The organism is Streptomyces sp. CT34 (genome assembly GCF_000805335.1).
GTDB lineage: Bacteria > Actinomycetota > Actinomycetes > Streptomycetales > Streptomycetaceae > Streptomyces.
The window spans coordinates 560,232-574,220 of record NZ_KN708638.1; the positions used below are offsets into that span (position 1 = coordinate 560,232).

The following is a 13,989-nucleotide window of genomic DNA, read 5'->3' on the forward strand; positions in this document are numbered from 1 at the left end:
ACAGGCCGAACGGGTATCGGGAACAGGGCGGTCATGACGACCCCGTGAGCATGGGTAACCTGCTGCGCGACACCCACACCACAGAATCGAACACGGGGGCACATCAGTGGGTCATGCGCACAACGCCGCGAGCGGCACCACCGCCGGGCACCGGCTGCACTGGCGAGGAGTGATCCGGACCCGGCGGGCCGTCATCACCACGTCGCTCGCTCTCGGCGGGCTCGTCGTGTCGCTCAACTTCGGCGGACTCCTGGGGAGCCCGGGCAATCATCAGTCACTGGCTTCCCGGGTGATCGCCGGCATCAGCGCCGGAGTCTTCCTCGTGGGTGCGCTGATCGCCGTGCGCGGGGCCACGGACGATCTGGTGAAACTGCTGACCGGGCGGATCAGCGACAATCGCTCCGCCGCGCTGCGGGTGATCTGCCTGCTGTCCGGGTACGCGCTGGTGATCCTGGGCGCGCTCAGCCTGGTCCGGGTGCCGTGGGGCAAGCTGCTGCTGGGTGGTGCGCTGACCGGCGTGATCCTGGGCATCGCCGCCCAGCCGGTACTCGGCAATATCTTCGCCGGGCTGGTCCTGCTGGTCGCGCACCCGTTCACGATCGGCGAGCGGATCACCATCCAGTCGGGTCCACTGGGCGGCCGGATCGAGGGCGAGGTAACCGACATGACCTTGCTGTTCGTCGAACTCCACACGGACAACGGCAAGACACTCCTACCCAACAACGCCGTCCTCGGAGCAGCCATCGGCCGCCCCGACCGCGAGACCCCCGAAGCGGAGAAGGCTCTCCAGGAACGGCCCGCGGTCTAGGCCCTGTCGTCAAACTCCCGCCTGCCGGGCGATCCTGTGCCGAGTCAGATCGTGAGTGCTGCCGCGATGGCCGTGCCGAGGTGGATATGGGCGCGTTTGGTCGCTTTGGTGGTCGACGCGTGAGAGGGGGCTATGGGATCGCCCGCGGATCGGGGGACGTACGACTTCCGTCGATCGGGTCCGTGGTGGGACGGGCCGTGCCGTGGCGGTAGGTGGAGTCAGCCGGCGCCGTCCGCAGGGGGGAGCTTTTCGACGATGGTCTCGTCCGGGTCGATGGGGCGCCCGTCGCTGGAGCGGATCTCCAGCGGGCTCAGCGGGTGCCCGTTCCGGCGGTCGAGCAGTCGCGAGTGCGCCTCCCCCGGACCGAAGCAGTGCAGCTCGCCCCACTGGCGCAGCGCCACGATGACGGGGAAGAGTGCGCGCCCCTTTTCCGTGAGCACGTATTCCCGATAGCGGCTGCCGTCGGAGGCGGGCACGGTTTCCATCACCCCGGTCGCCTCCAGCGTACGCAGCCGGCTGGTGAGGATGTTCTTGGCGATGCCCAGGCTTCGCTGGAACTGACCGAAGCGGCGACTGCCGTCGAACGCGTCGCGCACGATCAGCAGGGACCACCAGTCGCCGATGGCGTCGACCGACCGGGCAACGGGACAGGGTTCGGCGTCCAACCGCGTGCGCGCGACCATCGCACTTCCTCCTTCGCAACACATTTGGTTGCAACATGCTACCTCCTGACCTAGGGTCCAGCAGGCAGCATGTTGCAACCATGAATGGGGAGGGCGCCGTATGCCGAGCGACTGCTCGACGGCCAGCGGCCAGACGGCCGTGAACACCGCACTCGTTCCACCTGGCCCGCCACCCGCGCGCCTGGTCCTGCTCTTCGCCGTCGCCTGCGGCAGCGCGGTGGCCAACGTCTACTTCGCCCAGCCCCTGTTGGTCACGCTCGGCGAGCAGTTCTCGCTCGGCTCCGGCCTGCTCGGCGCCGTCGTCGCGGTCACCCAACTCGGATACGCCGCGGGCCTGTTCCTGCTCGTCCCGCTCGGCGACCTCGTCGACAGGCGCAGACTGATCACACTCCAGCTCGGCCTGCTCGCCGCCGCGCTGCTGATCGCAGGTCTGGCACCCGGGATCACTGCGCTGCTCACCGCCCTCGCGGCGATCGGTGCGCTCGCCGTCGTCGCCCAGACAATGGTCGCCGCAGCGGCCCACCTCACCGCTCCCGCCTTACGAGGGCGGATCGTCGGAGCGGTCACCAGCGGAGTGATCACCGGCATTCTGCTGGCCCGCACCGTGGCAGGCGTAGTGGCCGACCTGGCCGGATGGCGCGCCGTCTACCTCTTCTCGGCTGTGCTGACCGCCATGCTCGCCGTGCTGCTGCGCCTCGCCCTGCCGGCGGACCGGCCGCCGACAGTCACCATGCCGTACCGACGTCTGCTGGCATCAACCGTCGTCCTGTTCGCCCGCCACCCTCTGCTCGGGGTCCGCGGCACACTTGCGCTGCTGGTCTTCGCGGCCTTCAGCACGCTGTGGAGCAGCGTCGTCCAGCCACTCAGCAGTCCCCCCTGGTCACTGACGCACACCGCCATCGGCGCCTTCGGGCTCGCCGGAGCCGCCGGAGCAGCAGCCGCGGGAGCCGCCGGTCGATGGAACGACCGCGGTCTCGCCCAGCGGACCACGGGTTCCGCGCTGGTCCTGCTCGCCGTGTCGTGGCTCCCCCTGGCCCTTACCCGGCAGTCGCTCTGGGCCCTGGCGATCGGAGCGGTCCTCCTGGACTTCGCCGTCCAGGCCGTGCACGTCACCAACCAGTCCCTCATCTACGCCGTCCACCCGGATGCGGGAAGCAGAATCATCGGCGGCTACATGGTCTTCTACTCGGCCGGCAGCGCCCTCGGCGCCATCGGCTCCTCCACGGCGTACGCGGCAGCCGGGTGGAGCGGGGTGTCCGCCCTGGGAGCGGCATTCAGCTGCTCAGCCCTGCTGCTGTGGGCGACGACCCGGCGCCTGGGCCGAGTGTCGTGACTTCCTGAATCCCATGGCAGCCAAGTGCGATCAGGTGGACCGGGGTCGCTTCGATCTCACCCAGGCGGGTCGGGCGGAGTGCGACGCGCAGGAGCGCCTGCACCACGGCCAGGGGCAATGGGTTCCGTAGCGGACAGGCGTGGCAGGGTCCCGACCACCGGCCTTACGGCGGAGGCCGGCCCTGGCCGCGGTTGCAGTAGATCACCAGCCTCACGAACGGCGTGGCCGCGAAGGTGTCCGGACCGACGTCGATCACTCCTCCAGGCTTCGGCGCCGGACGGTTTTGCCGAAGCCTGGAAGAGGCGGTGAAGGACCGCAAAGCGCTGGTGCGGCGCCCAGCGGTGGGGGCTGATCAATCGGCGAGTTCGAACCGGTCGGCGATCCGCTCGATCAGTGGCAGGTGCTCCTCCCACGTCGTGCTTCCCATGCCGAGCACGAAGGCGGCGTTGCCCCGGACCGCGAAGTACTCCCGCGTCCGGCGGATGCCCGTTGCGTTGCCGGTGCGGTGGGTGACGAAGTCCAGTGCCACTCCGGGTTGTCCGGCGAACCGGACCTCGGCGCGGGTGAAGTCGTCGTAGCCATGGGCTGCGAGCCTTTCCTGGGCCTTGTCGGCGACCCCGGCCGCGGTCAGGCCGTTGGCAGGCACCTTGAAGACGATCAGGTGCCTGCCCGGGCCGCCCGTGGCCCGCAGGATCTCCGGACCGTTGGCCGGAACGGGAGGCAGCGCCTCCCAATCTTCCGGCACATGCAGAACCGCCCCATAGGGGACGATCTTGATTGCCTTCCAGGGGGCGTTGCTGGCATCGGACATGAGCAGACCTTCCAGATCCGGCATTAAGCGGTCGCCGGAGTTGATACCGGCAACCGGCGACGGTGCGAACCTCGCATCCGGCGACTGTCCCGGTATCCCCATGCAGGCAGACCGAATGCAGGCAGACCGACACCGACCCGGGAGAGCACCGCGGTGAGCAGCCACCACGCCGAACCTGACGCCGTCCAGCGGGACGGCCTCGTCATGGAGCACGGCCACCTCGTGGAACGGGAGGCCGCCCGCTACCGCACCTGGCACATCGACCGGGCAGACCTGCGGCAGGCCGGCATCCTCGGTCTGCTGATCGCCGCGGCCCGCTTCGATCCCGAGCGCGCCGTGCCCTTCGCCGCATACGCGCGTACCTGGGTACGCAAGGAGATCCAGCGCGCCATCTCCCAACAGGAATTTCCCACCGTCCTGCCCGCCGACCTGGTCGGCCGCACGGTCGCCCTGCGCCGCGCCCTCGACGAGCACGCCGACAGCCTGAACCTGGCCGCAGCCGCCCTCGGGATCTCACCGAACACCGTCGCCGCACTCCACCGGCAACTCCACATCACGGCCACCGAGGACGACGAGGAGCTACCCGCCCCGGGCTACCCCCTCGCCGACCCCGAACAAGCAGCCGTCACCCAGGACTTCATCAGCGCGGCCCGCTCGGCCCTGGCCCGCATGGACCCGCGTCAGGCCGACGCACTGGTCCTGCGCTATGGTCTGGACGACCGGCCGGCACGCTCGTACCGCCAGATCGGCCGCCACCTCGGAGTTTCCGACCACACCGCCCGCAACCTCGTCAAACGAGCCCAGGCAGACCTGCGCGTTCTTCTCACCTGAGAGGGCACACGCAGCTCCACGATCGCCGACGATCCGACCCCTCCTGGACTCACCGAGCCCACTCCTTCCCAGTCTGCCCTGCCCCTCCCCCACGATCACGCGGCCTCCGTCCTCACCGCCCGGCATGCACCAGGTAGCCCCCGGCCGCATTGCTGTCCTGAGGCCATCGCCCCATCTCCTGCCCGACTTCGGCGAACGACACCGACTCCACCCGCCAGCCGCGCTCGGTGAAAAGGGACTGGGGCGCATCCGTGCCGTAGTGCCAGGGCGCGCCCTGCTCGGCGAGTGCGTCCAGCATGGGGCGGGCTTCCGGGTCGCGGAGCAAGGATCCGGCGACGAAATCGGTCAGGAGACGGCTGCCGGGTGCCGAGCAGGCGGTGATGCGGTCGAACAGTCGCAGCACGTCAGGCTCTTGGAGATACTGGGTGAGTCCCTCGACGAGCCAGCAGGTGGGTAGCTCGGCCCGGAAGCCCGCCTCCGCCAGCGACCGGGGCCAGTCACCCGCGAGATCCGCACCGACGGCGACCCGGCGACAAGCCGGCCCGGGGGCATCCGCCAGCAACGTCTCCTTCAGGCGCAGCAGCTCCGGTCGGTCCACCTCGTAGAGGGTGGTGGCGGGGAAGGGCAGCCGGTGGGCCCGGGTGTCCATGCCCGCCGCGAGGATGACAAGCTGCCGGGGTCCGTCCTCACCACCGGTCATCTCGGTGAGCAGGTCGTCGAAGAACCGGGTCCGAATCGCGATGGCGGGCGCATCGCCCAGTCGGTCGGCCAGTTCCCGCCCGATGTCCCCGGCCAGTACCGCGGCCAGCGGATCGGTGAACAGCCGATCGGGCCGCTCGGATTCCCTTGCTCGCAGGGCGGCGGTCAGCCGGGCGGTCCTGGCGACCGGATCGAGAGAAGGCATGGGAACTCCTGTCACGCACAACGTCGGGTACGGATCCCAGAGTGCCGCCCGTTCTCCCTTCGTTGCCCCGAATCGCCCACGCGCCCGGCAAACCCGACGCCGAGGTATCGTTCGTCGGTGGAATCCGTCGTACTGGACACGCTGGACAGGCAGTTGGTACACGCTCTGCGGCTCGACGGGCGGGCCTCGTTCAGCCGTATCGCAGACGTGATCGGCACCTCCGACCGCACCGTCGCTCGCCGCTACCAACGACTACGCGAGGCACAGGCATTGCGGGTGGTCGGACTGCCGGATGTCCGTCGGACGGGCATGGTCGAGTGGTTCGTCCGCCTTGCCTGCGCACCCGAGGCGGTGCTGCCGGTGGCCCAGGCACTGGCCGAACGGACGGACACCTGCTGGGTCGGACTGTCCTCCGGCGGCACCGAGATCACCTGCGTCACACAGGCCCGTCAGGGCTCGCTCAACGGCAGCCTGCTGCTGCCCAAGCTGCCCAAGACCTCCCGGCTGACCGCGGTGAAAGCCCAGTGCAGACTGCGCATCGTCGCCGGGGAATCGGGCTGGCGCGGCAGTATGAGCGCGCTGGACCCACGACAGACCGCGGCCCTGACCCGATCCGTGGACACCTCGCGAGCCCTCCGACTCACCGAGCGGGACGAACGGCTGCTGCGGGTACTCGCCCAGGACGGACGGGCCGCGGTACCTCAACTGGCGGCTGCCACCGGCTGGTCGGAGTCCTCCGTGCGGCGCCGGATGGAGGAGCTGCGGTATGCCGGAGTGCTCCGCTTCGACGTGGAGATGGACCCGTCGCTCTACGGCCGTCCCTTGGAGACGATGCTCTGGCTCACCGTCGCGCCCGCGGAGCTGAACCGGGTGTCCGGCACCCTGGCCGAACACCCCGAGGTCGCCTACGCCGCCACCACCACCGGCCGGAGCAATGTGGTGGCGGTCCTGCTGTGCCGGGATGCGGACGACCTCTACGACTACCTGGCCACGCGCGTGGGCACCCTCGCCGGCGTGCTCGGTGCGGAAACCACTCCGGTCACCCGGCACCTCAAACGGGTGGGCACCGTGCCGACACCCACCCCTCACAGCATCCGACCGTAAGTGTCCGTGACGTCAGGGCTTCTGCGTTGGTTTGCCTGCGAGGGCGACGTCGAGGGCGTCAGCGTGGAAGCACAGGGCTGCGCTGAAGGCTTCGCTGGAGGGCCGGCGGCCGAAGTGGGCGGCGAGGGCCTCTTGCGGGGACCATGGCGACCTGCGGAAACGGGGCCCCTGGACACGGTCGGACGACGGCGTTGACTGCGGTTGCCTGTCCTGGCCGTCCTCCGGCCGACCTTCAGGAACGGCTACGCGGTACAGAGCGCCCTCGTACGCCGCGACGGATGGTCAGTCAGCACCAGCTTCCGCCGTTGAGGTGGGAGAACGCCTGCCAGGCGGCCCTGGTCCTGGTTCCGGCGATGCCGTCGACGCCGCCGGTGTCGTAGCCGAGGTAGACGAGGAAGCTCTGGAGGCCGCGGATGGTGTTGGGGCCGACGATGCCGTCGGCGGTTCCGGCATGGAATCCGCGGTTGTTGAGGAAACCCTGCCAGGCTTTCCAGCTGTTGGAACCGAGCTGGCCGTCAACCGCGCCGGGGTTGAATCCGGCGTCGCGGACGTAGCACTGTACGCTCTTGGCTTCGTCGGTGGTGAGGCCGAGGTTGTTGACGGCCTGGATGGTGACGGTCCGGGTGGGTACCTGCTGGGCGGGTGCGGCGGTGGCTGTGGTTGCGCCGGCGAGGGTGCCGGTCAGACCGAGTACCAGGCCGGCGGCCGTGAGGCCGACAGCGGCCTTTGCGCGTCTGAGCATGAATAGTCCCCTTCTTCCGATTGGGCGGTTGCTGCCCGGGGTTGACCACATGCAGGCAGGGATCTACCAGCACCGCTGAAGGCGGGTCGAGCGCCGTGCAGAGGGTTGCGCATCAATCCGGCCCACCAGGAACCTGACCGAGAACCACACCTGCCCTGGGGACGGTTGCGGGCATTCAGCGACCTGAACACCCGGTGAGGCGACAGGCGCGATGTCACGAGCCGGGACACACGTGACCACTTGTCGCGCACGGTGTCACGCTCCACGCGCGCAGAAATGACTGGTTCCGCGAGGCCGCGGAACCCGATCGGACTGCATCCGGATCACCCCCGACCGCGGCGCCGGCAGGTCCTGCCACGGTCGGAAAGCCAACCGGACATGGACGCGTTGATGGCCGTTCCTACGCCGATTGCTGCGGTACCCGCGCCTGAGACGAACAGCCCGCCGTTCGGCGGACGCCGTTCCTTCCGCTTCATCGCCACATCACTTCGGAACATCCCGACACCCCAACTTCCGGTGCGGGAGTCGGTACTTGTGGGCGGCCTGGACGGCAGCGGCCAGAGCCCACACCGGAGTCCCCCACGGCGGCACCGGGTACGCACCGCGACGCGTGTGCCCCACACACGCCGCGAGGCCCGACCGGCTGACACCCCAACCGCACCGCCGGCCTTCAGGTCCGAATTCCGCCAGCGCGCCAGGGACGCGCCCACGACGCTGGACCCATGACCGCATACATCCCCCTTCCCATCGCTCCCACCGTTCTCAGGGAACTCCGCGAAGCCGACGACTCCGGGCGACCCCTGAAGCCCTACTGCGCGCGCGAGGACGGCGTCCCCCTCAACTGTGTGGGCAGCCCGCTACGTTGTTGCCTGCGGGCCATCGAACCCGGTGAACGGGTCGCACTCGTCTCGTATGCGCCGCTGCGGCGCTGGGCAGCGGCGACCGGGGCAAAGCCCGGAGCGTACGACGAATCGGGGCCGGTGTTCATCCACGCCGAGGAATGCGAGGGGCCACGGGACACCCGGGGCTATCCCTTCGCACGGCCGGGGGCGCTGCGCACCATCCGTCGCTACGACGTCGAGGGGCACATCGTCGGGGGACGTTTCTTCGAGATCCCCGAGGACGCCGAGGCCGGATTCGACCGAGCCTTCGAGGAGGCGTTCGCCGACCCAGCGGTGGCACTGGTGCACGTGCGGGCCTTGGAGTACGGCTGCTTCCAGTTCGAGGTGCGGCGACACTAGGTCCCGTCGTCACTCCCGTCTCCGCGGGAATGGCGGGAATGACCGTCCCGCGTACGGCTGTTGTGTTGTGCCGCGACCGGCAGATGATCAAGACCGGGGCAGGCCCGCGGCCCGGCCAGGGGGTCGTGGCGGGCGGGGCGCGGGGCCTGACCGCCCGAGCGTTCCGCCGCCCCGTACACCGGGCGGCGCGCTCCCGCACAGAGCGAGGCGTGGACCGAACAGGGTGCGGGTGCAGGGACCTTCGTCCTATAGCGGAACGACTCTGCGGTCAGCCAAAGTGATGGCCACGTCGAGGGAATATGCAGAGGCCATGACGGGAGTGATCGTGTCCGCACAGATAACCATTGATCCTGGCCGCTTCAGTCAGTTCGGTGAAGCCACCGGAAGTAGCTTCTGCCTGATCACGAATTCCGAGTTGGTCGATCGGATCGAAGTCGTCGAGACCGTTCCCTACCGGGAGTTCCTCACCATCACACTGGATCGGGGAGACGATTTCACGGAAATCCTCGACAAGAAGATTCCGGAACCCGCACACGTGTTGGTGGTATCCCCCTACAGGTTCTTCGAGTCACCGGATCCCGACCTGGTGGGGCAGCGGAAGATCATGGGCATGGCGTGCAACTCGACGCCCACCGGCCTTGACGAGATCCGGCACTTCCTCGGTGTGATGGAGCGGACATCGGCGGCCGACCAGGCGGCGTTCTGCGACACGTTCTTCGAACTGGCCGAGGATTCGGACCACTTGGTGTACGCGGACCCGGTGCACGGCACCCGCGCCACCCTCGACCACCTGCGCGAGGGCCTGGTGTGGAACCAGCAGGCCGGACCGCTGGACTGGGGTGACCAGCAGATCGTCCCGTCCGGTGAGATCAGCGTGCTGCCGGTCGAGATCAGGGAGTTCGACGAGGCGTTGAAGCTGCCGTTGGAGGGCGAGATCACGCTGCGCGGGTACCCGATCCTGCACAACGGCACGCCCTCCTTCTCCCGGGTCGACCAGGCCCGTATCCACTCCCGGCTCTGGGCGATGCGCAGCAACGCGATCAAGGCCACCGTGGAGGACGGCAGGATCACGCGTCTGGCGGCGCTGGACGCCGGAGCGGTGCCGGCGGTGGCGATGCTGGAGCAGATGTTCGCCGTGGACTCCCGCTACCGGATCGTGTGGGAGATAGGCCACGCCCTCAACGTCTCGCACGACATCCTGCCCGGGAACCACGCCATGAACGAGGTGTACGGCGGTACCGAAGGCTGCCTGCACTTCGGCCTCGGACTCACTCCGTACACCCAGTACCACCTGGACATCATCGTGCCCGACACCCGCGTGCTGACCAGTAAGGGAGTCGCGGTGATCGGCCACCCGGACCACCCCACCGTCGAGCGGGTCGTTCCCGCCGCCTAGCGGAGCACGACCGCCCGATGCGCCGGGGTGAATGCAACGAAATAAAACAAACTGGAGGTGACTCTCATGAAGAAGATCAAGGTACAGAAGAACCGCAACTACCTGGGCACGCTCCTGGGCTGAGTACCGACCCACGGCGGGGCATGAACAATGCCCCGCCGTGGGGTTCTCATTGTCTTTTCTGGGGAGTGCACCCGTGCCATCGCTGGAATTCACAACAAGCGACTTCGGTCAGTTCGGCGAGCCGGCCGAGACATTCTGTCTGATCACGAGTGAACAGCACGGCGAGCCGCTTTCCCTGCTTCCCGGTGACGGATGTTCCCGCGTGCTCCACCTGACGCTCCCGCCCGGCGCGCGCCTGGGCGAGATGATCGCACGGGGCGTTCCCGCGGACGCGCACGTGCTGGCGGTCTGCCCCGGGCGGTTTCTCGACTCGCCGACCGAGCGGGAACTGGGCGGGCGCAAGCTGGCCGTGCTGCCGGCCGGATCCACGCCGCTGACCGATGAGCACATCCGCTACTTCCTGCGCACCGCCGCGCGCACCGATGCCGGCCAACACGCGCGGGTGGCCGAGGAGTTCTTCGACCTGGTGTCAGAGAGCGGCCCACTCGCGATCGTCGACGACGCCTCCGGCACCGAGGCCGAGTTCGATCAGGGGCTCGGCGAGTGTGTCTGGAACCAGCAGGCGGGCGTCCTGGAAGCGGGCGACCAGCAGATCTTCCCGCCGGGGAAGCTGAGCGTCACCGCCGCGGAGATCACCACCTTCGCACCGGACGCCCGGCTGCTCGGCCTCAACGGGGACCTGACCCTGCGCGGCTGGCCCATCGTCCACCGCCACCAGGACCCGGCCGACGGCGCCGACCAGCAGCGGCTGTTCGAGGCGCTCTCACCGCTCGTCGCCAACGCCGTGACGCTGCACGTCGCCGCCGGAAGCATCGAGGGCATCAGCCCACAGACGGCGTCGGCGGCACCGGCCGCCGCGGAGCTGGAGAAGCTCCTCACCGACGACCCGCGCTACCGCGTCATCTGGGAACTCGGCTTCGGGATCAACACCACCACGGAGGTCATTCCGGCGAACTGCGGCCCCAACGAGGTGTACGGCGCGACCGGCGGCGTCGTGAACCTCGGGCTGGGCGTCACTCCGGCGACGCGCTTCGCCCTGGCCTTCCTCTGCCCCCGCAGCTCGCTGCTGACATCGGACGGAACCGCCGTGCTCGGCGCCCGCAAGGCGGTGCGCCGCGGCCGGATGCAGCGCGTCTCCAGCGCCGGCTGCGGCTGCCACTGACCCCAAGGAGGAATGCACGCCATGACGACCAACCCCGAACTGCGCACGAAGGTCGACGCGGTCCTCGACACCTTCATCAAGGACTTCTACGAGACGGTCCCGTATGCCCGGCACCAGAAGAACTCCGCCGAGCTGAACCTCGACTACTACAAGCGCCACAACATCGAGACGATCCTGCGGCTGCGCCGCAAGCGGACCGTGGACGCGCTGGCCATCAAGTACTTCACCAAGGTGGACCCGGTGCAGGCCAAGGCATGGGCGCACTACACCGACGACGAGATGCTGCACGACCGGCTGTTCGCCGCCGACCTCGCCAAGGTCGGGGTCACCAAGGACCAGATCTACTCCACCGAGCCGATGCTCTCCACCAAGCTGCTCACCGGATACCTCCAGTACGGCATGGAGTTCGAGAACAGCCCGCTGGCGCTGATCACCAGCGTGTACTTCGTGGAGTACGTCACCACCCGCACCCAGCCCGAATGGCTGGACAACCTGGGCAACGTGCTCGGCGAGGAGAACGTCAAGGGCGCCCGCGCGCACGTCAACACCGACCTCGACGACGACCACGACGACTTCGTGTGGCGGGTGCTGTCCACACTCGTCACCTCGGAGACCGCCGAGCAGAAGGTCATCGAGCACCTCCACCACATCTACTGGCTGTGGAAGCTGTACTTCGTGGAGCTGCACCAGCTCACCGTGATCGGCAGGAGCGACGCGCAGATTCCGCTGCCCACCGCGGCCGACGTCTGAGCGGGGACGGCGGTGGCTGACGACGGCCGTGCCACGCGGCCGGCCGGGGGACGGCGAGTCGAGGTACTGACCCTGCCGCCCGGCCGGGACCTGCCGACCGAGACCGAGAAGCGGATCGTGGACGGCCTGGTCCTCACCATGCCCGGGCTGCGCACCCGCCAACTCTTCACGCTCCGCCGCGACATGCTGACCAAGGCCGACCACGTCGTCGTCGGGGTGGACCGGGAGCGCGACCGGGTCGTCGCGCTGCTCACCTCGCGGTGGGCGGGGCTGCCGTCGGGGCGGACCTGTCTGCACATCATGATCCAGTTCGTGGGTGACGCGTACCGCAACGGTGCGGTGTTCAAGGAGAGTTGGGCGGCGCACTTCGCCCGGCTGCTCGCCGACGGCCGCCCGTTCCCCGAGGTGATCGCGCTCAAGACGTACAACCCCGTGGTGCACTGCGCGATGTCGGCCTTCAGCGGTCATCCGGACATCAGCATGTACCCGGACCTCGCGGGCAAGGACGACAGCCAGGCGGTCCTGGCGGCCGAGGTCGCCGATGCACTCGCCCCCGGAGCGGCCTTCGACCCGGCTCGCGGAGTCCTCCCCGGCATCGGCCGCCCGCTCGACCTGTACCGGGAACGACCTCTGAGTCATGTGCCCGATGCCAACCGGTACTTCGCCGAGCACACGGAACCGGGCGACCGGGTGCTGTGCCTGCTGCATGTGCCCACACAGGCGGGGGCGCACTCGATCCTCACGGCCCTCGGGGTGCCACTGCCCTCGGCGCAGCGCTGAGCCTCACCCGGCCGACCGGGTCCGGCGTCTCCTACGGGCTCCGGGCCCGTCGGCCGTCCCCGTCCACCGGGAACTCCACCCACCGGAAACGCCAGGAACTCCAGAAACGCCAGGAACTCCAGGAGCGCGAGGCAGCATGGCAGACGAGACTCCCTTCGACTTCGCCCTCGACTACTCCCGGGCACGCGCGGACTTCCTGGGTGCGGCACAAGAGGCGGGCGCACGCCTGAGGACCTTCGTCCTGCCCGGTCACCGCGCGCCCGACGGCGGCGAACTCGGCGTCGACACCGCCTATCTGGGGCCGCCCGACCCGGAGAAGCTGCTGGTGACGGTGTCCGGGACACATGGCATCGAGGGCTTTTGCGGTTCGGCCTGCCAGACCCGGATCCTGCTGCGGGAAGGCGTCGCGAAGGCCGCCGCGGGGCCCGCGACCGGCGTGCTGCTGGTGCACGGTCTCAACCCGTACGGCTTCGCCTATCTGCGGCGCGTCAACGAGGACAACATCGACCTCAACCGCAACTTCGTCGACCACGACGCCCCGCCGCACAACCACGCCTACGACGCCGTGCACGGCACGCTGGTGCCGCCGGAGGGCGACGAGTTCGCCGCCGGCGAGCTGGTCGCGAACCTCACCGCGCTGCGCGACCGGCTCGGCCCGCAGCGTCTCCAGGAGGCCGTTACCCGAGGCCAGTACCGCCACCCCGACGGTCTGTTCTACGGCGGGCAGGCGCCGACCTGGTCCCGGCGGGTGTTCGAGACGGTGGTGGCCGAGCAGATGGCGGGCGTGGCCCACGTCGGATACATCGACCTGCACACCGGGCTCGGCGAACCCGGTGCCGGCGAACCCATCTTCCGCGGCGGTCGCGACGCGGACGCCCACCAGCGGGCCCGTCGCTGGTACGGCGAGGCGCTCACCGCCTCGGAACAGGGCACGTCCTCCTCCACACCGATCGTCGGCAACACGGCGACCGCCGTCGCGGACGGCCTCGGCGCCGGCAGCCAACTGACCGCGATCACCCTGGAGTTCGGCACCCGGCCGGGGCCCCAGGTACTGCTGGCGCTGTGCGCCGACAGCTGGCTGCACCGACACCGTGCACCGGCCGACGCCGTGCGCTCGGACCTCAAGCGGCTGATCCGCGACGCGTTCTGCCCCGACGACGCCGACTGGCGCCGGCGGGTGCTCCAGCGGGCGCGGGAGGTCTTCGACCAGGCCGTCGTCGGGCTCGCCGACGACACGTAGCACGTAGCACGTGGATCGCCGGCCGGACGGCCCGGTCAGGTCGGGTGGGGCTGCCCACCCGACCTGACCGGGCCGTCCGGC

General features: G+C 69.3%; 14 protein-coding genes. 10 read left to right on the forward strand and 4 right to left on the reverse strand.

Annotated elements, in window-relative coordinates; translation table 11 throughout:
* Positions 1-106 precede the first annotated feature (106 nt).
* Complete coding sequence (locus tag RZ84_RS02475; RefSeq protein ID WP_052229719.1) at positions 107-808, forward strand: mechanosensitive ion channel family protein; 702 nt, start codon at positions 107-109, stop codon at positions 806-808.
* Between the two features lie 218 nt (positions 809-1,026).
* On the opposite strand, the gene RZ84_RS02480 is transcribed toward RZ84_RS02475, so the two are convergent.
* Complete coding sequence (locus RZ84_RS02480; protein ID WP_043262909.1) at positions 1,027-1,491, reverse strand: winged helix-turn-helix transcriptional regulator; 465 nt, start codon at positions 1,489-1,491, stop codon at positions 1,027-1,029.
* A 100-nt stretch (positions 1,492-1,591) separates the two neighbouring features.
* Between RZ84_RS02480 and RZ84_RS02485 the strand changes: the two genes are divergently transcribed.
* On the forward strand, positions 1,592-2,824 hold the full coding sequence (locus RZ84_RS02485; RefSeq protein ID WP_078893525.1) for an MFS transporter: 1,233 nt from the start codon (positions 1,592-1,594) through the stop codon (positions 2,822-2,824).
* 352 nt (positions 2,825-3,176) lie between these two features.
* On the opposite strand, the gene RZ84_RS02490 is transcribed toward RZ84_RS02485, so the two are convergent.
* Positions 3,177-3,635, reverse strand: coding sequence for a hypothetical protein (locus RZ84_RS02490; RefSeq protein ID WP_157878753.1), 459 nt, complete (start codon positions 3,633-3,635; stop codon positions 3,177-3,179).
* Between the two features lie 153 nt (positions 3,636-3,788).
* Between RZ84_RS02490 and RZ84_RS02495 the strand changes: the two genes are divergently transcribed.
* Positions 3,789-4,466 (forward strand): sigma-70 family RNA polymerase sigma factor, encoded by a 678-nt coding sequence (locus tag RZ84_RS02495; protein WP_043262911.1) that lies wholly within the window; start codon positions 3,789-3,791, stop codon positions 4,464-4,466.
* A gap of 112 nt (positions 4,467-4,578) precedes the next feature.
* Here the strand turns inward: RZ84_RS02495 and RZ84_RS02500 are convergent, their stop codons facing one another.
* Positions 4,579-5,370: an SAM-dependent methyltransferase gene (locus RZ84_RS02500; RefSeq protein WP_043262912.1), complete on the reverse strand. Its 792-nt coding sequence runs from the start codon at positions 5,368-5,370 to the stop codon at positions 4,579-4,581.
* Between the two features lie 117 nt (positions 5,371-5,487).
* Here RZ84_RS02500 and RZ84_RS02505 point away from each other — a divergent pair, with 117 nt between their 5' ends.
* On the forward strand, positions 5,488-6,474 hold the full coding sequence (locus tag RZ84_RS02505) for an Lrp/AsnC family transcriptional regulator (RefSeq protein WP_043262913.1): 987 nt from the start codon (positions 5,488-5,490) through the stop codon (positions 6,472-6,474).
* A gap of 286 nt (positions 6,475-6,760) precedes the next feature.
* Here the strand turns inward: RZ84_RS02505 and RZ84_RS02510 are convergent, their stop codons facing one another.
* Complete coding sequence (locus RZ84_RS02510) at positions 6,761-7,216, reverse strand: peptidoglycan-binding domain-containing protein (RefSeq protein ID WP_043262914.1); 456 nt, start codon at positions 7,214-7,216, stop codon at positions 6,761-6,763.
* Between the two features lie 722 nt (positions 7,217-7,938).
* Between RZ84_RS02510 and RZ84_RS02515 the strand changes: the two genes are divergently transcribed.
* From RZ84_RS02515 to RZ84_RS02540, 6 genes are all read left to right on the forward strand, one after another.
* A complete protein-coding gene (locus RZ84_RS02515) occupies positions 7,939-8,457 on the forward strand; it encodes a DUF1203 domain-containing protein (protein ID WP_043262915.1) in 519 nt (172 codons plus the stop codon).
* A 325-nt stretch (positions 8,458-8,782) separates the two neighbouring features.
* Positions 8,783-9,853 (forward strand): hypothetical protein, encoded by a 1,071-nt coding sequence (locus RZ84_RS02520; protein WP_241777523.1) that lies wholly within the window; start codon positions 8,783-8,785, stop codon positions 9,851-9,853.
* Positions 9,854-10,178: 325 nt separating this feature from the next.
* Positions 10,179-11,138 carry a hypothetical protein gene (locus tag RZ84_RS02525; protein WP_157878754.1) on the forward strand — a complete coding sequence of 320 codons (960 nt, stop codon included), beginning with the start codon at positions 10,179-10,181 and terminating at the stop codon, positions 11,136-11,138.
* Positions 11,139-11,159: 21 nt separating this feature from the next.
* Positions 11,160-11,888 carry a hypothetical protein gene (locus RZ84_RS02530; RefSeq protein WP_241777524.1) on the forward strand — a complete coding sequence of 243 codons (729 nt, stop codon included), beginning with the start codon at positions 11,160-11,162 and terminating at the stop codon, positions 11,886-11,888.
* Positions 11,889-11,900: 12 nt separating this feature from the next.
* Positions 11,901-12,668 carry a hypothetical protein gene (locus tag RZ84_RS38735; protein WP_043262918.1) on the forward strand — a complete coding sequence of 256 codons (768 nt, stop codon included), beginning with the start codon at positions 11,901-11,903 and terminating at the stop codon, positions 12,666-12,668.
* A 136-nt stretch (positions 12,669-12,804) separates the two neighbouring features.
* Positions 12,805-13,908: a M14 family metallopeptidase gene (locus tag RZ84_RS02540; protein ID WP_043262919.1), complete on the forward strand. Its 1,104-nt coding sequence runs from the start codon at positions 12,805-12,807 to the stop codon at positions 13,906-13,908.
* Positions 13,909-13,989 lie beyond the last annotated feature (81 nt).

Bases quoted from the DNA above. Each gene is read 5' to 3' on its own strand.
- RZ84_RS02480 (WP_043262909.1), bottom strand. From the start codon at position 1,491: ATGGTCGCGCGCACGCGGTTGGACGCCGAACCCTGTCCCGTTGCCCGG.
- RZ84_RS02485 (WP_078893525.1), top strand. From the start codon at position 1,592: ATGCCGAGCGACTGCTCGACGGCCAGCGGCCAGACGGCCGTGAACACC.
- RZ84_RS02490 (WP_157878753.1), bottom strand. From the start codon at position 3,635: ATGTCCGATGCCAGCAACGCCCCCTGGAAGGCAATCAAGATCGTCCCC.
- RZ84_RS02500 (WP_043262912.1), bottom strand. From the start codon at position 5,370: ATGCCTTCTCTCGATCCGGTCGCCAGGACCGCCCGGCTGACCGCCGCC.
- RZ84_RS02510 (WP_043262914.1), bottom strand. From the start codon at position 7,216: ATGCTCAGACGCGCAAAGGCCGCTGTCGGCCTCACGGCCGCCGGCCTG.
- RZ84_RS02515 (WP_043262915.1), top strand. From the start codon at position 7,939: ATGACCGCATACATCCCCCTTCCCATCGCTCCCACCGTTCTCAGGGAA.
- RZ84_RS02530 (WP_241777524.1), top strand. From the start codon at position 11,160: ATGACGACCAACCCCGAACTGCGCACGAAGGTCGACGCGGTCCTCGAC.
- RZ84_RS02540 (WP_043262919.1), top strand. From the start codon at position 12,805: ATGGCAGACGAGACTCCCTTCGACTTCGCCCTCGACTACTCCCGGGCA.